21 protein-coding genes are annotated in these 20,305 nt (G+C 64.5%); 11 read left to right on the forward strand and 10 right to left on the reverse strand.

From position 1 onward, the window contains the following. Positions 1–196 precede the first annotated feature (196 nt). Positions 197–1,135, forward strand: coding sequence for a diacylglycerol/lipid kinase family protein (locus tag MesoLj_RS12460; protein WP_202326164.1), 939 nt, complete (start codon positions 197–199; stop codon positions 1,133–1,135). Between the two features lie 93 nt (positions 1,136–1,228). Here the strand turns inward: MesoLj_RS12460 and MesoLj_RS12465 are convergent, their stop codons facing one another. From MesoLj_RS12465 to MesoLj_RS12475, 3 genes are read right to left on the reverse strand one after another with little or no spacing between them, the layout of a single operon-like run. Beyond that, a complete protein-coding gene (locus MesoLj_RS12465) occupies positions 1,229–2,146 on the reverse strand; it encodes an NAD(P)-dependent oxidoreductase (RefSeq protein WP_202326165.1) in 918 nt (305 codons plus the stop codon). Continuing rightward, positions 2,143–3,357 carry a mandelate racemase/muconate lactonizing enzyme family protein gene (locus tag MesoLj_RS12470; protein WP_202326166.1) on the reverse strand — a complete coding sequence of 405 codons (1,215 nt, stop codon included), beginning with the start codon at positions 3,355–3,357 and terminating at the stop codon, positions 2,143–2,145. The genes MesoLj_RS12465 and MesoLj_RS12470 overlap by 4 nt, the downstream gene beginning before the upstream one ends. Next, positions 3,354–4,970, reverse strand: a complete 1,617-nt coding sequence (locus MesoLj_RS12475) for a GMC family oxidoreductase (RefSeq protein ID WP_202326167.1) — start codon at positions 4,968–4,970, stop codon at positions 3,354–3,356. The genes MesoLj_RS12470 and MesoLj_RS12475 overlap by 4 nt, the downstream gene beginning before the upstream one ends. Positions 4,971–5,185: 215 nt before the next feature. On the opposite strand from MesoLj_RS12475, the gene MesoLj_RS12480 reads away from it, so the two are divergent. After that, positions 5,186–6,127: a phosphoribosylaminoimidazolesuccinocarboxamide synthase gene (locus MesoLj_RS12480; protein WP_202326168.1), complete on the forward strand. Its 942-nt coding sequence runs from the start codon at positions 5,186–5,188 to the stop codon at positions 6,125–6,127. A gap of 127 nt (positions 6,128–6,254) precedes the next feature. Then, positions 6,255–6,650, forward strand: a complete 396-nt coding sequence (locus tag MesoLj_RS12485; protein WP_140774704.1) for an acyl-CoA thioesterase — start codon at positions 6,255–6,257, stop codon at positions 6,648–6,650. 536 nt (positions 6,651–7,186) lie between these two features. On the opposite strand, the gene MesoLj_RS12490 is transcribed toward MesoLj_RS12485, so the two are convergent. Then, positions 7,187–7,555, reverse strand: a complete 369-nt coding sequence (locus MesoLj_RS12490; RefSeq protein ID WP_172349001.1) for a winged helix-turn-helix transcriptional regulator — start codon at positions 7,553–7,555, stop codon at positions 7,187–7,189. Between the two features lie 91 nt (positions 7,556–7,646). Here MesoLj_RS12490 and MesoLj_RS12495 point away from each other — a divergent pair, with 91 nt between their 5' ends. Beyond that, on the forward strand, positions 7,647–8,252 hold the full coding sequence (locus tag MesoLj_RS12495; protein WP_056578821.1) for an NADPH-dependent FMN reductase: 606 nt from the start codon (positions 7,647–7,649) through the stop codon (positions 8,250–8,252). A gap of 75 nt (positions 8,253–8,327) precedes the next feature. Here MesoLj_RS12495 and MesoLj_RS12500 read toward each other — a convergent pair whose 3' ends face one another. Both MesoLj_RS12500 and MesoLj_RS12505 read right to left on the reverse strand, forming a co-directional pair. After that, the gene (locus MesoLj_RS12500) at positions 8,328–9,137 is read right to left on the reverse strand and encodes an MBL fold metallo-hydrolase (RefSeq protein ID WP_202326169.1); all 810 of its coding nucleotides are present in this window, start codon (positions 9,135–9,137) and stop codon (positions 8,328–8,330) included. Positions 9,138–9,206: 69 nt separating this feature from the next. Then, positions 9,207–9,614 carry a winged helix-turn-helix transcriptional regulator gene (locus tag MesoLj_RS12505; protein ID WP_202326170.1) on the reverse strand — a complete coding sequence of 136 codons (408 nt, stop codon included), beginning with the start codon at positions 9,612–9,614 and terminating at the stop codon, positions 9,207–9,209. A gap of 97 nt (positions 9,615–9,711) precedes the next feature. On the opposite strand from MesoLj_RS12505, the gene MesoLj_RS12510 reads away from it, so the two are divergent. Continuing rightward, the gene (locus tag MesoLj_RS12510; RefSeq protein ID WP_202326171.1) at positions 9,712–10,692 is read left to right on the forward strand and encodes a quinone oxidoreductase family protein; all 981 of its coding nucleotides are present in this window, start codon (positions 9,712–9,714) and stop codon (positions 10,690–10,692) included. 79 nt (positions 10,693–10,771) lie between these two features. Here MesoLj_RS12510 and MesoLj_RS12515 read toward each other — a convergent pair whose 3' ends face one another. Continuing rightward, complete coding sequence (locus MesoLj_RS12515) at positions 10,772–11,650, reverse strand: SDR family oxidoreductase (RefSeq protein WP_202326172.1); 879 nt, start codon at positions 11,648–11,650, stop codon at positions 10,772–10,774. Between the two features lie 240 nt (positions 11,651–11,890). Between MesoLj_RS12515 and MesoLj_RS12520 the strand changes: the two genes are divergently transcribed. The 4 genes from MesoLj_RS12520 to MesoLj_RS12535 all read left to right on the forward strand — a co-directional run bounded on the left by MesoLj_RS12520 (position 11,891) and on the right by MesoLj_RS12535 (position 15,826). Beyond that, positions 11,891–12,466 carry a TetR/AcrR family transcriptional regulator gene (locus MesoLj_RS12520; RefSeq protein WP_202326173.1) on the forward strand — a complete coding sequence of 192 codons (576 nt, stop codon included), beginning with the start codon at positions 11,891–11,893 and terminating at the stop codon, positions 12,464–12,466. Between the two features lie 135 nt (positions 12,467–12,601). Then, the gene (locus MesoLj_RS12525; protein WP_140774696.1) at positions 12,602–13,156 is read left to right on the forward strand and encodes a winged helix-turn-helix transcriptional regulator; all 555 of its coding nucleotides are present in this window, start codon (positions 12,602–12,604) and stop codon (positions 13,154–13,156) included. After that, a complete protein-coding gene (locus tag MesoLj_RS12530) occupies positions 13,153–14,256 on the forward strand; it encodes an HlyD family secretion protein (protein WP_202326174.1) in 1,104 nt (367 codons plus the stop codon). Before MesoLj_RS12525 ends, MesoLj_RS12530 begins: the two co-directional genes overlap by 4 nt. A 7-nt stretch (positions 14,257–14,263) precedes the next feature. After that, positions 14,264–15,826 (forward strand): DHA2 family efflux MFS transporter permease subunit, encoded by a 1,563-nt coding sequence (locus MesoLj_RS12535; protein ID WP_202326175.1) that lies wholly within the window; start codon positions 14,264–14,266, stop codon positions 15,824–15,826. 42 nt (positions 15,827–15,868) lie between these two features. Here MesoLj_RS12535 and MesoLj_RS12540 read toward each other — a convergent pair whose 3' ends face one another. Both MesoLj_RS12540 and MesoLj_RS12545 read right to left on the reverse strand, forming a co-directional pair. After that, on the reverse strand, positions 15,869–17,125 hold the full coding sequence (locus MesoLj_RS12540; RefSeq protein WP_202326176.1) for an RNA polymerase sigma factor: 1,257 nt from the start codon (positions 17,123–17,125) through the stop codon (positions 15,869–15,871). Continuing rightward, positions 17,122–17,526 (reverse strand): YciI family protein, encoded by a 405-nt coding sequence (locus MesoLj_RS12545; RefSeq protein WP_202326177.1) that lies wholly within the window; start codon positions 17,524–17,526, stop codon positions 17,122–17,124. Before MesoLj_RS12545 ends, MesoLj_RS12540 begins: the two co-directional genes overlap by 4 nt. 197 nt (positions 17,527–17,723) lie before the next feature. Between MesoLj_RS12545 and MesoLj_RS12550 the strand changes: the two genes are divergently transcribed. Beyond that, positions 17,724–18,638 carry a DMT family transporter gene (locus MesoLj_RS12550; protein WP_202326178.1) on the forward strand — a complete coding sequence of 305 codons (915 nt, stop codon included), beginning with the start codon at positions 17,724–17,726 and terminating at the stop codon, positions 18,636–18,638. 26 nt (positions 18,639–18,664) lie between these two features. Here the strand turns inward: MesoLj_RS12550 and MesoLj_RS12555 are convergent, their stop codons facing one another. Then, complete coding sequence (locus tag MesoLj_RS12555; protein ID WP_095792834.1) at positions 18,665–19,975, reverse strand: hemolysin family protein; 1,311 nt, start codon at positions 19,973–19,975, stop codon at positions 18,665–18,667. Positions 19,976–20,078: 103 nt separating this feature from the next. On the opposite strand from MesoLj_RS12555, the gene MesoLj_RS12560 reads away from it, so the two are divergent. Continuing rightward, the gene (locus MesoLj_RS12560) at positions 20,079–20,297 is read left to right on the forward strand and encodes a hypothetical protein (protein WP_202326179.1); all 219 of its coding nucleotides are present in this window, start codon (positions 20,079–20,081) and stop codon (positions 20,295–20,297) included. Positions 20,298–20,305 lie beyond the last annotated feature (8 nt).

Here is a 20,305-nt window from a genome sequence, read left to right on the forward strand (position 1 = left end):
AGGGCCTGTGGATAGCGGGATTATCGGGGACCGTTTGCCACAAGCCCGGAATTCCGGCGCCGGCTGCCTTAGACAGCCTGCCCGCTTTTCAACGCTCGCAACGACAGCGCCCCTTGCTCCGCCGGCGGGGGCGGGTTTCAATGCCGGCAAAGGATCGGGTGCCGCCTGCAAGGCGCCGTCCGGGGGAGGATACGCATTGAAGGTCGGGGTGGTTCTCAATCCGATTGCCGGTGGCGGCTGGCTGAAGCGGCATTGGCCTGACGTTGCCGCCTCGCTGAAAAAGCATTTTGGCGATTTCGAGCTGCGCGAGACGCAGGCCGAGGGCGACGCCGAACGCCTGGCGATCGACCTCGCGGCAAGTGGCTTTGACCTGGTGATCGCTGCCGGCGGCGACGGCACGGCAAGCGAGGTGGCCGATGGATTGCTGCAGGCATTCCAGGAGAGCGGCAGGACGACCGAACTCGGCCTTCTGCCATGCGGCACCGGTATCGATTTCGCGCGCGGGCTCGGTCTGCCGAAGGCGGTGGACGCGACCCTGAAGCGGATCGCGGAGGCGAAGGCCAGGGCCGTCGATGCCGGCCGCATCTGCTACATCGACGATCATGGGGCGCTGGCGAGCCGCCACTTCATCAACATAGCCAGCCTTGGCCTGTCAGGCGCTACCGACCGCGCCGTCAATGCCGACAAGCGCAAGGGCAAGATGTCGGCCAAGACGCTGTTCCTGTGGCGTACCGTGGTCGAGTTCGTCCGCTACCGCTTCCAGGATGTCCGGATCACGGTCGACGACGGCACACCTGTCGAAGCACGCATGGCGCTGGTGGCGGTGGCCAACGGAAAGTTCTTCGGCGGCGGCATGATGATCGCGCCGGATGCCGAACTGACCGACGGAGAGTTCGACATCGTCATCCTGCGCGCGGCGGGCAAGCTGAAGCTGATCTGGGATATCAGGCTGCTCTATGGCGGCCGGCATCGCAACCATCCGGCAATCACGATCCTGCGCGGCAAGAAAGTGGTTGTCGAACCGCTGGGTGATGGGGCAGAGAACGACGCGTTGGTCGACATAGACGGCGAGTCGCCCGGGCGCATACCGGCAACCTTCGAGATCCTGCCTGGTGCGCTGACGCTCAGATATTGAATCAAGGCGTTGCCAGATTGATTCAAGTGTTTTCGAACCTGAATCCGGCTATCGATTCAAACTATTGAAATCGCTTTGTTTTCTGGCTTATGGTCAGATTTCCAATTTGGCCGGGAAACCCGGCGCGCGCAGGTCGGTACCGACGGCATCCTCAAGCAATTTGACGATCTGGGTCGACCAGGCACCGCCGCCATAGGCTTCCTTGCCCTGTTGAAAAATCGCGTTGACGCGTGACGCCAGCTCGAGCGGCACGCCGGATTGTTCGGCCATGCCCAGCGCAAAGCCAAGGTCCTTCAGGGCCAGGTCCATGGTGAAGCCGATGTCGTAGGAGCCGTTGAGGACGAGCTGGCTTTCGGTCTCGTGGACGAAGCTGTTGCCGGAGGACGCGACAATCGCATGGTAGGATTGGGCGAGGTCGAGCCCGCCCTGCTTGGCCAGCATCAGCGCCTCGCCGGCGGCGACGAGATGGATGAAGGCCAGCATGTTGGTGATCACCTTGATCACCGCCGCCGAACCGGTCGGCCCCATCAGGAAGGAGCGCGCGCACATCGCTTCGATCGCCGCGCGATGGCATTCGTAGAGCACGGCATCGCCGCCGACCAGGGCGGTGATTTTTCCAACCGCCGCCAGATGCACGCCGCCGGTGACCGGGCACTCCAGCGTGTCGACGCCCCTGGCCGAGGCGAGGGCGGCAAGCCGCACGATCTCGTCGCGGCCATTGGTCGACATCTCGATCCAGGTCCCGCCCGCAGGCAGGCCTTCGAGCAACCCGCCTGGGCCGGCCAGCACTGCTTCGCTGACCTTTGGCGAGGGCAGGCAAGAGATGGCGTTGCCGGCGCGGGCGGCCGCTTCCGCTGGACTGCTCGCGGCGGTGGCGCCGAGCGCAACGAGGCGCTCGACCGCCGCCGGATCGCGGTCGAAGACCGTGACCGCAAAGCCATTGCGGATCAGGCTGGCGGCAAGGTTGCCGCCGAGATGGCCGAGGCCGATGAAGGCGTAGCTTTCGCTCACGGCATCAGCGGCGTCTGCATCATCTGCAGATGCAGGTCCTTGCCGGTGTAGGGATGCGCCTCGCACACCGCCTCATTGAGCTCGACGCCCAGCCCCGGTTCCTTCGACGGGATGACATTGCCGTCCTGCCACTCGATCTTCTTCTTGAGTAGCGTGGCGTGGAAACCGTCCCACTGCTTCAGCGATTCCAGGATCAGGAAGTTGGGCAGCGTCACCGCCAGCTGAATGTTGGCGGCACCGACGATCGGTCCGCAATAGCAGTGCGGCGCGACCTGGATGTGATAGGCCTCGGCCATGGCGGCGATCTTCTTGGTTTCGAGAATGCCGCCGGAGCGGCCAAGATCCGGCTGCAGGATGGTCGCGGCGCGGTTCTCGATGACGCGGGCGAATTCGAACTTGGTCGTCAGCCGTTCGCCGGTGGCGATCGGGATCGAGGTCGCGCGGGCAACTTGGGCCATAACCTCCGGCATGTCGGGCGGCACCGGCTCCTCGAACCACAGGGGATCATAGGGCTCGATGGCGCGGGCCATGCGCAGCGCGCCGGAAGCAGTGAATTGGCCGTGCGTGCCGAAGAGGATGTCGGCTCGGTTTCCCACCGCCTCGCGGATCGCCTTGACCATGCGGGTGGAGACATCGATGTCGAGCAGGCGCGGTTGGTGGCCGTCGAAGGCGGTGTAGGGACCGGCCGGGTCGAGCTTGACGGCATTGAACCCCTGCTCGACATATTCGAGCGCGCAGGCGGCCGCCATTTCGGGGTCGTTGTAGACGTTCCTGCCGTCCGGCGCGTCCTCGGAATGGACGCTGCCGGTGTGCGGGTAGAGATAGGTGTAGGAGCGCAGCGTCTCATGCACCTGGCCGCCGAGCAGCTTGTAGACCGGCTTGCCGGCTTCCTTGCCGACGATGTCCCAGCAGGCCATTTCGAGTGCCGAGAAACAGCCCATGCCGGTCACGTCGGGACGCTGGGTGAAGCCGGAGGAATAGGCGCGGCGGAAGAAGTTCTCGATGTCGTGCGGATCGTGGCCGATCAGATAGCGTTCGGCCATGTCCTCGACCAGCTTGGCGGTGACATGGGCGGAGAAAGTGGCGTTGTAGGCCTCGCCATAGCCGACCACGCCACCGTCGGTGGTCAGCTTGACGAAGATGAAATACTTGCCGCCGATGCCGGGCGGCGGGTTGCCGACAACCCAGGTCTTGACGTCGGTGATCTTCATTTTTGGTCCTCCAGAACCAGTTCGGCGCCTTTCCATCCGGTCATGACCGAGGCGGCGTTGGTGTTGCCGGTGATGTTGTCGGGAAAGATCGAGGCGTCGATGACGCGCAGGCCTTCGAGCCCATGCACCTTGAGGCGCGGATCGACGACGGAGCGCGAGGGATCAGGCCCCATGCGGCAGGTCGAAACCGGGTGATAGACGGTGCCGGAGCGTTTCCTGAAATCCGTGATCAGGTCGGCGTCGGACTGGATCGACGGGCCGGGCAGGACTTCTTCCCTGATGATTTCCGCCATGGCCGGCATCGAGGCGATCTTGCGCACGAACTTCACCGCCGCCAGCATCTCGTCGACGTCGGCGTTGGTGGAATAGGCGTTGGCGACGATCCTTGGATATTCCAGCGGATTGCTGGAGCGGATCATGATCTCACCCCGGCTCGACGGACGGCAGTTGGACAGGCCGATGGAGAAGCCCGGCCAGGGGTCAGGCGTCAGGATCGGCCGCTCGCCGCTCTTCGGGATGACGGTCGAGAACGCCTGGAAATAAAGCTGCATGTTGGGGCGCGTAAATGCCGGGTCGGTGCGGAAGAAGCCGCCGCCATGGTTCATCGACAGCGACAGCGGACCGGAGCGGGTCAGGATGTACTGCATGCCGACCAGCAGCTTGCCCCACCACGGGCGCAGGATCTGGTTCAGTGTCGGCACATTGCCCTTGAAGGTGTAGTTGATGCCGACATGGTCCTGCAGATTGGCGCCGACATTCTCGTTGGCATGGACGACCGGGATGCCCAGCCCCTTGAGCAAAGCCGCCGGACCGATGCCGGAAAGCTGCATGAGCTGCGGCGAGTTGATCGAGCCGGCTGACAGGATGACTTCGCGACCGGCGCGAGCCGTCTTCGTCTGACCGTTCTGCAGATATTCGACGCCGACGGCGCGCTTGCCCTCGAACAGGATGCGGGTCGCCAGTGCGTTGGTCTCGACGCGGACGTTTGCGCGCTTCATGGCCGGGCGCAGGAAGGCGCGGGCGGCGGACATGCGGCGGCCGTTCCTGGTCGAGATCTGGTAGGTGCCGACACCTTCCTGGGCAGCACCATTGAAATCAGGGTTGAGCGGCAGGCCGGCCTGCTGGCCGGCGGCGAGATAGCGCCTGGTCAGCGGGTGGACGGCGTTGGTCGTGTTGCTGATGTGCAGGGGGCCGCCGGTACCGCGCCATCTATCGGCGCCCGCCTCATTGTCCTCGAGCGCCTTGAAGACGGGCAGCAAATCGTCATAACCCCAGCCGGGATTGCCGGCGGCGCGCCAGTCGTCGAAGTCCTCGCGCGCGCCGCGGATCCAGACCATGGCGTTGATCGAGCTCGACCCGCCGAGCAGCTTGCCGCGCGGCCAGTGGTCGACATTGCCGCCAAGGCCTGGGTCAGCCTCGGTCTTGTAGTTCCAGTTGACGGCGGGATCGAAGAAGGTCTTGCCGTAGCCAAGCGGCATCTGCACGTAGAAACGGCGGTCCGTGCCGCCGGCTTCCAGCACCAGCACCGAGAAACGGCCCGAGGCCGAGAGTTTGTCGGCGAGCACCGAGCCAGCCGAGCCGGAGCCGACGATGATGAAGTCAAAAGTCTGCATGATGGAAATGGGTGGCTCCGGAAATCTGGCCGCAGCCTAGACGCGACGGGTTCGCCGCGTCGCCGCGCCTTCCGGCATGCGTTGTGAAAAATGCGACTGGGATGCCGGGTCGAGTTGCGGGGAATCCCGACAATCGCGCTTGATATGCATGGGGTCGACAGCTTATGCGAGGGCATTCGTTTGTTCTGGCCACTCTGCGGAAGGCAGGAAATCATATGCGGACCCTGTCGGATGCCTTCATTCCCGAGCTGCCGGGCCACTACAAGGGCAAGGTCCGCGAAAACTACGACCTCGCGGACGGGCGGCGCATCATTATCGCCACCGACCGTCTCAGCGCGTTCGACATCATCCTGACCTCGATCCCGTTCAAGGGCGAGATCCTCACCCAGACGGCACGCTACTGGTTCGAGGAAACCGCCGATATCTGCCCGAACCATGTGCTCGAATACCCCGACCCGAACGTCGTCGTCGGCACCAGGCTCGACATCCTGCCGGTCGAGATCGTCGTGCGCGGCTATCTGGCGGGAACCACCAGCACCTCGATCCTGACCCGCTACAAGCGTGGCGAACGCGACATGTATGGAATGCGGCTGCCGGACGGCCTGCGCGACAATGAGAAGCTGGCCGAGCCGGTGATCACGCCAACCAGCAAGGCCGCGGATGGCGCCCATGACGAGCCGCTGTCGCGAGCGGAGATCCTCGAACAAGGTCTTCTCACGCCGGCGCAATGGGACACTGTCTCGGATTACGCCTTGCGGCTGTTCGCCCGCGGCCAGGCGCGCGCGGCCGAGCGCGGCCTGATCCTCGCCGACACGAAGTACGAATTCGGCACCGACAAGAACGGCACCATTATCCTGGCCGACGAAATCCACACGCCCGACAGCAGCCGGTACTGGATCGCGGCGAGCTACGAACAGGCCCTGGCCAGCGGCACCCGGCCGGACAGCTTCGACAAGGATTTCATCCGCTCCTGGGTGGCGGCGCGCTGCGATCCCTACAAGGACCCGATCCCCAGGATTCCCGGCGAGATCGTCGAACAGGCTTCGCGCATCTATGCACAAGCTTACGAAGCGATCACGGGGAAGGCGTTTATTCCCGACGTTTCCGGTGCGACGGTTCTCGACCGCATCCGGACGAACCTCGCCCGCTATTTCTAGCGGTCAGGCGGGCTGCAATACGGTGTGCGTCGACCGGCCGCCGATGGCGCGTTGACGCGTTCGCGCCGTGACGCTACGGGATCGAGGGCAATCGATCTCGAGCCATCGACCTCAGGGGATTTCTCGCATGGTGCACTACGCGGACGGACGGCCGATCGGAGACCTGACGCTGCGCACGCTAGCCATGCCTTCGGACGCCAATGCTGCCGGCGACATTTTCGGCGGCTGGGTGATGGCGCAGATGGACCTTGCCTGCGGCATCCGCGCCGCCGAGCGGGCCAGGGGCCGCGTGGTGACGGCGGCGGTCAAGGAGATGTCCTTCGCCAAGCCGATGAAGATCGGCGACACGCTGTGCATCTATACCCATGTCGAACGCGTCGGCCGCACTTCGATGACGCTGAAGGTCGAGGCCTGGGCGCAGCGCTATCTCTCCGACCTGATGGAAAAGGTGACGCACGCCGATTTCATCATGGTGGCGCTGGACGGCGAGGGCAAGCCGAAGGCCGTGCCGGCTGAGAGTTGACGAAAGCCCATTCTCGCAAGCCCCCGTTCTTCCAGTCCCAGTTCTTCCAGTCCCCGTTCTCCCAGTCCAGGGGCAATTGTAACATCATCCGCGCGGACGATGCGCTCCGCGACATCCAATGGTTGCCTTCACGTCTGATTGTGCCGGCGTTGGAGGGGCGACAATGCGTCAACACATACTGAACAGCTGGCTGGTGGCAGCCCTTGTCGCCGTGATCTGCCTGCTTGGCGTAACCGCCTATGCGGCAGTCAAAGAGGACCTTCCGCGCACCTCCTGCCTGCGTGCCAGCAAGGGCGTCAGGCAGCCAGCCGCGACATGCGCGATCTGTAGCCCGGCGCCTTGCGAGAGCTTGGCGCCAAGAAGCTGAATGGTCATCTTGGGTTTACGATTGTCTTCATCGAAGCAGCGCCGAGCGTTGGTCGGCCTGAAGCGCCATCGGACAAGGTTGCGAGGCCTCGTTTAGAGAGCCGCGAATTCCCGGCCATCAGACAACTTCACGCAAGGCGAAGCGCCCGACACCTTGCCGTGCAAGGGTTTCAGCCGTGCATGCCGTCGAATTTCTCGCGTGCCGCCCGCACACGCTGCGTGTTCCTGCGCGCCCATTCGCCAAGCGCGCTGACCGGGATCAGCAGTTCGTGGCCGAGTTCCGTCAGCTCGTAGTCGACGCGCGGCGGGATGGTCGGAAACACGGTACGGGTGACGAAGCCGTCGCGTTCCAGCCCGCGCAAGGTCGTGGTCAGCATCTTTTGCGAGATGCCGCCGACAGCGGCGCGCAGCTCATTGAAACGCAACGGTCCGTCGCCGAGTTTGCCGACCACAAGAACGGTCCATTTGTCGCCGACGCGCTGCAGGATTTCGGAAATGGCGCGGCAGTCTTCGGTGCGGTGCGGGTGCCTCAGTAACAAAAAGGTGCCTCCTTGCGTCGCGAGTTGACAGTATCTCATATAGCTCCGGTATCTAAACGATACCAGCATTTTACTGGAATGGAGAGCCCCCATGTCAAAGCCGAAAATCGCCATCATCGTCGGTTCGACGCGCGCCGCGCGCTTCGCCGATGTGCCCACACAATGGATCGCAAAGATCGCCAAGTCGCATGCCGACATCGACGTCGAGATCGTCGACTTGCGTGACTTCCCGCTGCCCTTCTTCGACGAAGTGGCCTCTTCCGCCTGGGTGCCGTCGACCAACGAGGTGGCGCAGCGCTGGCAGAAGAAGGTCGCCGAATATGACGGCTTCATCTTCACCGCCGCCGAATACAATCACGGCCCGACGGCCGTGCTGAAGAACGCCATCGACTACGCCGCCAACGAATGGAACAAGAAGCCGGCCGGCTTCGTCGGTTACGGCAGCGTTGGTGGCGCCCGCGCCGTCGAGCAGCTCCGTCTCCATGCCGTCGAGTTGCAGATGGCGCCGGTCAAGTCGGCTGTCCATATCGCCTGGGGCGATTTCCTCGCCGTGCGCCAGGGCGAGAAGAAGCTCGAAGACCTCGAGCACCTGAACCAGGCCGCCACCGCGCTGGTCAACGACGTTGCCTGGTGGGCCAAGGCTCTGAAGAAGGCGCGCGACGCCGACGTGGTCGACGAAGAAATCAAGGCGGCTTGACCGCCGGTCGAATTATCCTCCCAAGGGATAGGGGGTGGCGCTTGCGCCGCCCTTTTCAATTATAGCGTATAGCGGCTATAGCGGTTCAAATCGAAAGCCGCCGCCAGACCGCACGACACGGCCAATGCCGGGCGAGTCCAGATGCGCGCCGGCAACGAAACAGTGATCGTCCGCCGCAAGCGCCAGCAGCCGCAACCGGCTCTCGCGGGCCTGGTCCTGATCTTCGTCGAATTCCCACGTCACCTCAGGCCGGTCGAACTGAAGCGATGGGACGTGGACGGTGTCGCCCCAGATCAAAATGTGTTCGCCGCCGCTCGAAACGCGAAAGCAGCTGTGACCGACCTCGTGGCCATGAGCGCCGATAATGTCGACATGGGTTCCGAGACGGTCTCCGGCTTCGAAAGGTTGCGCCATCTCGTGAAATCGCTTGAGCCGCGCTTCGGTGCGGAAGAGGCCGAGTTCCTGCCTGGGAACGAGCAGGCGCGCCAGGCGCGGGAAAGCGTCCCGGCCGTCGGCAAGCACAAGCCCATGGATGTGGTCGAGATGCGTATGGGTGAAGCAGACGGTGCGGACTTTTTCGACATCGATGCCGGCTTCGTCCAGCGCCTGGGGAAGCCGGCCCATGGTCGGGTGCCAGGCATTCGCGGCGCCGGTATCGATGAGTATTATCTCATTCCCATCGTCAATCGCGAAGGCGTTGACGGAGAGCCTGAGCTGACCGCCAAACAATGGGACCTGTTCCGGCAAGTCATCGCCAAATGGCTTGGCGCCGCGTTGCCGGAGCCGACCGACCGGCATGTCGACATAGCCGTCACGCAAGGCGGTGATGCGCAGGTCGCCAAGAGTGTAGGTGGAATGAAGTTCGCCCGAAGTTATGCGGTGCATTTGCCGATCCTTTCGGGAGACAGTCTGCGATGGGCAACCGGCGTCGGCAACCCGTCCTGCCAATTCGATTCAGGCCGTGTGTGCGTGCTGCGCCTCCCTTGGCCGGATGATGCAATCGGCGAGGCGATGCTTCTCGTTTAGCTCGTCGGCGTGGTGCTGGCCCCACTGACAGAGCGCAAGCAGGATCGGCTCGAGGCTGAGGCCGAGGCTGGTCGCCGAATATTCGACGCGGGCGGGCACTTCGGCGAAGATCTCGCGGCTGACGAGACCGTGTTCCTCCATTTCGCGCAGCTGCTGGATCAGCACTTTCTGGGTGATATCAGGCATCATCGCCTTCAGCGCCGACAGCCGCCTTGGACCATCGAAGAGATGGTAGAGGATGACCGCCTTCCAGCGCCCGGCGATCACCTTCAGCGCCCGTTCGGCCGGCAGCATCGGCAGTCGCTTGATCGGCTTCTTCCTGGCTGGACCGGCCATGGTCACCTCCTGGTCAGCAGCGGACAAATGAGTGTGTAGTCGCGGCCTCGCAGATAGTGGCAAACCACCAGCGATGCCAGTGCGATTGGAGTTTGCCATGAAAGCCGTTCAACTCAGCCGCTTCGGCGGTCCCGAGGTGCTGGAGGTCGTCGAGTTGCCGGAACCGGCGCCTCAGGCCGGCGAGGTGCTGGTCCGGGTGAAGGCGGCGGGCATAAACTTCTTCGAGGTGCTGATGCGCGCGGACCGCTACGCCGTAACGCCGCAACTGCCGATGTTTCCCGGCGTGGAAGTGGCGGGGGTGGTCGAGGCCATTGGCCAAGAGGTCGATGCGGGGCTGCTCGGACGCCGCGCGGCGGTGCCGCTCTTCGTCTCGCAGCGTCCGCATGGCGGCTATGCCGAGCAGGTGACGGTGCCGGCCGATCTCGTTGTGCCGCTGCCGGATGCCGTCCCGTTCGAAGAGGCGACAGCCCTCATGGTGCAAGGGCTGACGGCCCTGCTTCTGCTGCGCCAAAGCCCGCCGGGGGCCAGGTCGGTGCTGGTGCCGGCCGCGTCGGGCGGCGTCGGATCGCTGCTTGTCCAGCTTGCCAGACAAAAGGGGGCAAGCAAGGTGATCGCCGCCGCCAGCGACAAGGCAAAGTTGGATTTTGCCTTGTCGCTCGGTGCCGATTTGAGCGTCGACTACAGCCAGCCGGATTGGCCGGCCCGTGTCCGCGGGCTTACGGGCGGCGAAGGCGTCGGCATCATCTATGACACCGTCGGCGGCGCGCTGACGGCGGCATCGCTGCAGGCGTTGGCTGCGGGCGGCGAACTGGTGTTCGCGGCGCTCGGCCGCTACGGGCTCGCGGCGTCCGATCTGGAAGCCATGATCGGCCGCAACCAGTCGCTCAGGGGGTTCGCCCTGCTGCCGCTATTGTCCGCGGATGTGCTGCGAGCCAGCCTGTCCGAGCTGTTCCAGCTGGCGGCGAGCGGGCGGCTGCGGATCGCGATCGGCGGCCGCTTCCCACTCGACCAGGCCGGCGCGGCGCACCGACTGCTGGAGGAGCGCCGCGCGACAGGGAAGGTGGTGCTGGTGCCTTAGCCTAATCCGCGGCTACACCATCCACCGCCTGTGGTCACATGCGGTGCGGGCCGGCATGGTGCCAGCCCGCATTATGCATTCAAGCCGCCGCAGGAACCTTCCGGGGTCTGTCGAGAAAGCCGAGGCCAAGACCCTCAAGCAGCTTGGCCTGGATCGGCGCCGCCTGGGCGTTGATGTCGTCTGCGCCGAAGGATTGGCCGACGACCACGCGCGGCGGACGTGCTCCGCTGGGCAATTCCACGATGCGGACAATAGCCTCGGCCACGCCGTGCGGATCGGGGGCGTTCTCGCTCTGGAAGAGCTCCATCAACGTGCCCACCATCTTGGCCGGTATGCCGCCGATCTCGCCATAGCCAGCATCGCGGGCAGGGTCGCCGGGCTGCTGGGCGCTGGCGAAGATGCTCGTCGGATAGTTGCTCGGCTGGACGAGGACGACGTCGATGCCCAGTTGCGACAGCTCGTAGCGATAACCTTCCGTCAGCGCCTCGAGCGCGAATTTCGACGCGCCATAGAGGCCGAAAAACGGGAAGGTCAGCCGGCCGAGGATCGAGCCGAGATTGATCACCAGGCCTTCACCCTGGTGGCGGAATGCCGGCAGCACCGCCCGCATTGTCCGCTGGATACCGAGCACGTTCACATCGAAGAGCGCGCGCAGCTGCTCGGTGGTGAAGGATTCGGAGATGCCGGCGGAGCCGATGCCAGCATTGTTGACGAGGACGTCGAGACGCCCCGCCTCAGCCAGCACCGAGGCCACGCCGCGCTCGACGGAGGCGTCGTCGGTCACGTCGATCTCGACGGTTTGGATTCCCTTGGCGCGCAGCGCTTCCGCATGTGAGCGGTTGCGGCCGGCAATGTCGCGCATGGAGGCGAAGACGCGGTGGCCAGCGCGGGCAAGCGTCTCTGCCGTGTCGCGGCCGAAGCCGGTGCTGGCGCCGGTGATGAGGATGGTCTGGGACATGATGACTGCCTTTCAAGGGCTGGGGAGGGGGGACGACAGTCGAGCCTCTTAGAGGATGGTCGACATCTAAATTAGATGTTGTATGAAATCTAAAATGTCAAGCGGCGTCGTGATCTTCACCAGCCGGGCACGAAAAAGCCGCGCTGGCACTGGCGAAGGGACGTTCCTGGGATTAGATTTCACTTGGCATCTATAGCGGGCGGCCGCTGTTGCCGCTGCGCGGTGGAAAGGGCGAACGGCATGAGAAAATCGAGGGAAGAGGCGGCGGAAACCCGCAAGCGCATCGTGGCAGCCGCATCCGCCGAGTTTCGCCGCAACGGTATTGACGGAACCGGCCTGGCCGACCTGATGGGCGCTGCCGGACTGACGCATGGCGGTTTCTACAAGCACTTCGGATCGAAGGAGCAGGTGGTCGAGGAATCACTGGCGCTGGCCATCGAGACGATGGTGGCGGGGATCAGGGACACCATCGCGGCCGCGCCCGGAAAGGACGGACTGGATGAGGCGATTACGGACTATCTGTCGCCCGAATATCGCGACAATCTGGCGGGCGGTTGTCCGTTTGTCGCGCTGGGCAACGATGTGGCGCGTGGGGGCGCCGCCGTTCGCGAGGTGGCGACGTCGGGCTTTCTCGATCTGGTGGACACGATTGCCGGTCAGCTTCAGGGCCTGTCGCCAGCCGACGCCAGGAATGAGGCACTGGTGATGCTGTCGACGATGATCGGCGCGGTGACCATTGCGCGGTTTGTCAGCAACCCCGGCCTTTCGGACACCGTCCTGCGTCAAGCCCGCCAGCATCTGACCAAGTCATCCTGACGGCACGTCACGGGCATTCTTCCTGCCGATCCGAAGTCGTCACGCTGCGCCGGCTCCAGTGATCACGGCTGAGTGACTTGCATAATGCAACTAACTTGGCTAATAGTCACTTTCATATTGAAAGAGACTCCGGCCATGGTCGCAAAAACAAGCTTCGAAACACGCCCGTGCCCCATAGCGCGCAGCCTCGACGAGGTTGGCGAGTGGTGGAGCATCCTGTTGCTCAGGGACGCATTCCAGGGGCTGACGCGCTTCGATCAGTTTCAAAAGAGCCTGGAGATCGCGCCCAACATTCTGACGCGCCGTCTGAACAGCCTGGTCGAGCGTGGGTTGTTCGAAAAGCGCGCCTACTGCGAGCGGCCGCTTCGCCATGAATATGTGCTGACCGCCAAGGCGCGCGATTTCCGCCCGGTGCTGCTCTCCCTGCTCGCCTGGGGCAACAAGCATCTCGCGCCCGAAGGCCCGAGCCTGGTGGTGGTGGACAAGGCCGACGGGCGCTGGGCCGAGCCCGTGCTGGTCGACCGCGAGAGCGGCAGGCAACTCGACAGCGAGGGTTTCACCATGGCGACGGCGCCCAAGGCCACCGATCGCATGCGGCGGCGCTATCGCTTCAGCAGCGAGGGCTCCGGCCTGCCGCTGATCGACAACACTTTGGTTGATCAAAGCCGCGAAGAGGCGCGGGGCAAATGAACAAGGTTCTCTCGGCTGCCGAGTTGCAGCCAGCGCAGCCGTCGGTCGTCCAGATTCCCGCGCCTGCAAAGAACCGGCGCAAGCCGTTCGTCATGCTGAGCGCCGCGATCGCGATCGGCGTCGCCGGCTGGTATGGCTTTCAGTGGTGGCAGGCCGGCCGTTTCCTGATGTCGACCGACGATGCCTATGTCGGCGGCAATGTCACGCCGCTGGCGCCACGAGTCGCCGGGCACATCGATCAGATCCTCGTCGAGGACAACCAGCATGTCGCCGCCGGCCAGCTCATCATCCGCATCGACGACCGGCCTTTCAAGGCGGCGGTGGAGCGTGCGCAGGCATCTGTCCAGCAGCAGCAGTCGGCGCTCGACAATCTCCGCGCCCAGGTCTCGCTGCAGAATTCGCTGATCGAACAAGCGCAGGCTGATCTCGAAGCCAAGAGTGCCGCCGCAACGTTCACCGAACAGGACGCTCAACGCTATGCGGTGCTGGCCAGCACCAAGACCGGATCGCAGCAGGACGCGCAGAGAAGTCTGGCCGCCGACGGCCAGGCCAAGGCTTCCGTCGCCGCCTCGCGCGCCGGGCTTGCAGCCGCCAAACAACAGCTCAATGTGCTCAACACGCAGATTACGGAGGCGACCGCCGCCGTGGCGGCCGCCAAGGCCGATCTCGATACGGCTGAGCTCGATCTCGGCTTCACGCAGATCCGCTCGCCCATCGACGGCCTCATCGGCAACCGGCTGGCGCAGGTCGGCACCTATGTCTCGCCGGGCAGCTATCTCCTAACGATTGTCCCGGAGACGGGCTTGTGGGTCGATGCCAATTTCAAGGAAGACCAGCTGCGCAGCATGGCGGACGGCCAGATGGCGACGGTCTATACCGACATTGCCCCCGACGCGCCGCTCAAGGGCCATGTCACCAGCCTGGGACCGGCGACCGGGGCGATCTTCAGCGTCATCCCGGCGCAGAACGCGACCGGCAATTTCACCAAGATCGTCCAGCGCGTTCCCGTCCGGATCACCATCGACCCGGATCAGGCGCACAAGGTCGCGCTGCGGCCGGGCCTGTCCACCGTCGTGACGGTCGATACCGGCTCGCACTGAGGACGCCATGCCCGAGCGCGCCGATCCACAATCCTTCATCGCCAGCATCCTGCCGTTCATGGTGATGTGCGTGGGGATGTTCATCGCGCTGCTCGACATCCAGATCGTCGCCTCATCGCTGCAGGATATCGGCGGCGGCCTGTCGGCGGCGCAGGACCAGATCGGCTGGGTGCAGACCTCCTATCTGGTGGCGGAAATCATCGTCATTCCGCTGTCGGGCTGGCTCACCCGGGTGTTTTCGACACGCTGGCTGTTCACCTTCTCGGCGGCCGGCTTCACGTTGGCCAGCATGCTGTGCGGCTTCGCCTGGAGCATCGAAAGCATGATCGTGTTCCGCGCGCTGCAAGGGCTGCTCGGCGCGTCGATGATCCCGACGGTCTTCACCTCGTCGTTCCACTATTTCCAGGGGCCAAGGCGGGTCTACGCGGCCGCGGTGGTCGGCAGCATCGCTTCGATCGCGCCGACGCTCGGGCCCGTCATCGGCGGCTGGATCACCGACACGCTGAGCTGGCACTGGCTGTTCTATGTCAACGTCATTCCAGGCACCATCATCACCGTGCTCGTCGCGTTGCTGGTCAAGATCGACAAGGCCGATCCGTCGCTGCTGAAGGGCGCCGACTATATCGGCATGGTGCTGATGGCCGTCAGTCTGGGCACGGCAGAATACGTTCTGGAGGAGGGTACGCGCTGGAACTGGTTCGACGATGCGACGATCCGCAACGGCGCCATCGTTGCCAGCGTTACCATGGTTCTGTTCATCATCCGCAGCCTGACCTACTCGCAGCCGGTGGTCGACTTCCGCGCCTTCGGCAACCGCAATTTCGCCATTGGCTGCTTCCTGTCCTTCGTCACCGGCATCGGCATCTTCGCAACGATCTACCTGACGCCGCTGTTCCTCGGCTATGTCCGCGGCTACGACGCATTCCAGACCGGGGTGGCGGTGTTCTCCACCGGCGTCGCCTCGATGATCGGCGTTCCGGTCTACATCTTTCTGGCCAAGCGCTTCGACACGCGCTGGCTGATGATGTTCGGGCTTGCCTCCTTCGGCGCGTCGATGTGGAGTTTCAGCGCCATCACCAGCCAGTGGGGCGCGGCCGAGCTTCTCATCCCGCAACTGTTCCGCGGCTTCCCACAGGTCTTCGCGGTGGCGCCGAGCGTCAATCTCGGCCTCGGCAGCCTGCCGCCCGAACGGCTGAAATATGCCAGCGGCCTGTTCAACACGATGCGCAATCTCGGCGGTGCTGTCGGCATCGCCATTTGCGGCGCGATCCTGAACGACCGCACCAACTTCCATTTCCTGACGATCGCCTCGCATCTGACGCCACAGAACGAGGCCGCGATGCGGCTCGTCGACAATGTCGCGCTGCGCTATGGCCAATTGCCCGGCGCCGTCGCAGATGGTCACACGGCTTCGCTGAAGCAACTCTGGGCGCTGGCCTACCGCGAGGCATCGACCATGGCTTATGCGGATGCGTTCCTGGTGATCATGGTCGCCTTCGTCATCGCGACCGCGCTGGTTCCGTTCCTGCGCAATGTCGCGCCGAAGGCGCCGCCGCCGGACGCCCATTGAGGCCAAACTCACCACACCACCAGCAGAGTGCGGGCATGTGGGCTAGTCGCCCGCGCGGGCAAGCAGCAGCGCGCGTTCCCTGTCATTGCCGGTCAATTCCGCGGCCTGGCGGAACGCGGCGCGGGCTTCCGCCCGATATCCCAGTTTCTCCAGGAGATCGCCGCGCACCGTCGGCAAGAGATGCGAGTCCTTCAGCCGCGGCTCGTCCTTCAGCGCCTCGACGATAGCCAGCCCCTGCGCGGGTCCGAACGCCATGCCGACGGCCACCGCGCGGTTGATTTCGACGATGGGCGAGGGGGCCGCCAAGGCAAGGGCCTGATAATAGGCTGATATCGCGATCCAGTCGGTGTCGGCGGCCGTTGCCGCGCGGGCATGGCAGGCGGCGATCATCGCCTGCAAGAGATAGGGCCCCGGTGTCGACGTCAGGGCCAGCGCCCGGTTCAGGCCGTCGAGGCCGTGCCGGATCAGCGACCAGTTCCATCGGGTGCGGTCCTGGTCGAGCAGCAGGATCGGTTCGCCCGCTTTGCCGGTGCGGGCGGGGAAGCGCGAGGCGTTGAGGTCCATCAGCGACACCAGCCCCTGCACCTCGGGCTCATCAGGCATCAGCGCTGCAAGCGAACGGCCGAGGCGCTGCGCTTCGCCGCAGAGATCGGCGCGCAGCCAGTCCGGCCCCGTGGTCGCCACATAGCCTTCGTTGAAGGTGAGGTAGACCACCTCAAGCACCGCGGCGAGGCGTCCGCGCCGCTCCTCGCCACGCGGCGTCTCGAACGGGATGGCGGCATCGCGAAGGGTCCGCTTGGCGCGCACGATGCGCTGGGCGACGGTGGCCTCGGGCACCAGGAAGGCGCGGGCGATCTGAGGCGTCGACAGCCCGCCCAGCAGCCGCAGAGCGAGTGCCGCGCGCTGCTCGGCGGGCAATACGGGATGGCAAGCGGTGAAGATCAACCGCAAAAGATCATCGTCAATATCCTCGTCGAGCGCGGCCTCGATATCGGGCATCTCGCGCTCCAGACCGGCGAGGTCGATGGCAAGTTCGCGGTGCTTGCCATCGATCATGGTGGTGCGGCGCAGCCGGTCGAGCGCCCGATTCCCCGCGACCCGGGTCAGCCAGGCGGCCGGATTGCGCGGAATGCCGTCCCGGGGCCAGCGCTCCAGCGCCAGCAGGAAGGCATCCCCCGCGATCTCCTCGGCCAGTCCGATATCCCTGAGATAGCGGGCGAGCCTGGCGGTGAGCTTCGGCTGCTCGATCCGCCAAACCGCTTCGATGGTGGCCGCTTCGATGGTGGCTGTAGCCGTCAACTCTTCAGCTCGCCAAAACCTTCAGCTACCTTCTGGACGTCCTCGGGGAAATCGCTCATCTCAAAGACGCGTCGAACCTCGATCAGGTCATTCGCGCCGGCGGGGCAGCGGCGGGCCCATTCTATGGCCTCTTCACGCGAGCGCACGTCGATCAACCAATAGCCGCCCAGCACTTCCTTGACCTCCGCGAAGGGCCCATCGGTGACAACAGGCTTTCCGCCCTTGAAGCTGACCCGCGCTCCCTCGGACGGCGGATGCAGCCCGTCGAGCGCCAGCAGCACGCCGGCCTTCTTGAGCTCCTCATTGTATCGCATCATCCCGTCCACCGCCTCGGCGCCGGGCCTGACATCGGGCGCCGCCTCTGCGTAGCCGCCGGGGATCATCAGCATCATGAACCGCATGGTCTTCTCCTTGGTTGGGTTGGTTCGATCATACGACGAACGGGGGATGGCGAAATCGACAGGAGTGGCAAAAAAGTTCAAATCCCCGGTCACGCCAAAGGCCGAGGGTGTTGGACCGCCATATGGGCGAGGCTGCCATCTGGCCCTGCCAGTTTGCCCTGATATGTCAGGCTGCGATCCCTCACTCGAGCAAATCCGTGAAGTCATCCAGCCTGGCCGGCGCAATCTCCCCAACGATCCCGGTGCTTGTCTGCGTGTTTGGCATCTTCCTGCTGTCCGGCATGGACGCGGCGATGAAGGTGCTGGTCATCGCGGTCGGCGTGTACAACACAGTGCTGTGGCGCAGCATGCTGGCGACCTTGGTCGCCGGCGCGGGCTGGCTGGCGGGGCCGCGCTCGCTTCCAACACCCTCGGTGCTGAGGCTGCATGTGCTGCGTGCGGTGGTCGTCAGCTTTGTCCTGCTGTGCTTCTTCTGGGGGCTCGCGCGGCTGCCGCTGGCGGAGGCGATCGGGCTCAGTTTCGTGGCGCCGCTGTTCGCGCTCCTGCTGGCCGTGCTGCTGCTCGGCGAAAGGATACAACGCAAGGCGATCTGGGCCTCTCTTGCCGGCATTGCGGGTGTCGCGATCATCGTGGCCGGCCAGTTCGGGCAGAAAACCTATGCCGGGGATGCGCTGCTCGGCACCACGGCGGTGCTCGCGTCGACGGTGTTCTATGCCTACAATCTGATCCTCGCCCGGCAACAGGCGCTGTTGGCCAAGCCGGTCGAGATCATGCTGTTCCAGAACCTTGGCGTTGCGGTCACCCTGGGTCTTGCAGCACCCTGGCTCGCCATTGCTCTGCCTGGCGATCTCTGGCTTCCGCTCGCCGGAGTGACGGCACTGTCGCTCGCCGGCCAGTTCCTGATGAGCTGGGCCTATGCGCGTGCCGAAGCACAATATCTGATCCCGACCGAATATTCGGCCTTCATCTGGGCGATCGCGCTCGGGTGGTTCTTCTTCGACGAGGCGGTGACCTGGACCACGTTGGCCGGAGCCGGCCTCATCGTGGCAAGCTGCCTGATCGCCGCGCGCTCCAACCCCAGGCTGGCCGAGCCGATCGAAGCCGCGGTTTGATCAAGCCGAATGCATATTCTTGGCGGTCACCGCACCGCTTCGCGGTGGGTGCCGGGCAGGCGGGTGGCGATCAGCTTGTCGATGCGGCGGCCGTCGAGGTCGACCACCTCGAAGCGCCAGCCTTGGGCGTCGACGCATTCGCCGGTCGCTGGCAGATGGTGCATGTGCGACAGCACATAGCCGGCGACGGTCTCGTAGTCGCGGTTTTCGGGCAGGTCGAAGCCCAGAATCTCGGCCATCTCGTCGGCCTGCATGTAGCCGGCGAGCAGCCATGAGCCGTCCTCGCGCTTGACGGCGTTTTCCTCGTCGCCGGCATCGAGGTCGGCGCGGAACACGCCGGTGATGGCTTCGAGAATATCGGCGGGCGTGACGATGCCTTCGAAATGGCCGTACTCGTCATGCACCAGCGCCATCGGCACATCGGATTCCTTGAGTTTATGCAGCACGTCCAGCGCGTCGGCCTGGTCGTAGACGATGGGGGCGGCGCGCACATGCTTGCGCGGGTCGAGTGTGCGGCCGGCAAGGATCGCGGCCAGCACGTCGCGCGTCTGGACGACGCCGACCATCACGTCGACGCCGCCATCGCCCGCCGGCAGGCGCGAATGCTGGGTTTCCATCAGCAGCTTGCGGATCGTCGTGTCGTCGGACTGCAGATTGATCCAGTCGACCTCGGTGCGCGGCGTCATGACCGCGCGCACCGCACGGTCGCCAAGCCGCATGACGCCGGCGATCATGCGCCGCTCGTCGGATTCGATGGTGCCGTGATGCTCGGCCTCGGCGACCAGCATCTTGATCTCCTCGTCGGTGACCTTCTCCTCGCTTTCGCCGCGCTGGCCAAGCAACCACAATATGGCGCGGCCGGAAATGTCGAGCAGGAAGACCAGCGGTGCCGAGATGGTGGCAAGGATGGTCATGGCCGGCGCCGCGCGGGCGGCGACGCGCTCGGGGTCGCGCAGCGCGATCTGCTTGGGCACCAGTTCGCCGACGATCAGCGAGAAATAGGTGATGATGGCAACGACGATGCCGACGCCGAGCGGATCGGCGACGCTTTCGCGCATGCCCGCCGAGGCCAGGAACACAGACAGCCTGTCGCCCAGCGTGGCGCCGGAGAAGGCGCCGGAAAGCACGCCGACCAGCGTGATGCCGATCTGCACCGAGGACAGGAACTTGCCGGGATTAGAGCCAAGATCCAGCGCCCGGCCGGCGCCGTTGACGCCACGGTCGATCATCGCCTTGAGCCGTGCCGGGCGCGATGAAACGATGGCGAGTTCTGACATTGCCAGAAGGCCGTTCACACAGATGAGGACGACCACGATAGCGATTTCAACGTATAGCATGAGGGCTCAATAGCATTGCGGCGGGGCGCTCGAAAATAGCGGGTCATCATTTTTAGAATATGACGCGTGTCTTTCAGACATTATCCCACGACGGCGCCGAAAAATGTTCGACGAGAGCGTCGACGACAACCCGTACTTTTGGCGCAAGCGCACGCGTCACTGGCCAGACGGCGTGCACGACGACGTTTTGAACCGGACAGTCCGGCAGGACCATCTCGAGATCGCCCTGCCTGAGGCGGTCTTCGGCTTTGACGAGGTTCCGCGGGCCTTTCAGCATCCGGAGAAGGGGCCGTTCGACAAGATCATGATCAGCACGGCCTGACCTTGGCG

Origin of the sequence: Mesorhizobium sp. 113-3-9, from assembly GCF_016756515.1 — a bacterium.
In the GTDB taxonomy this organism is placed as follows: Bacteria; Pseudomonadota; Alphaproteobacteria; order Rhizobiales; family Rhizobiaceae; genus Mesorhizobium.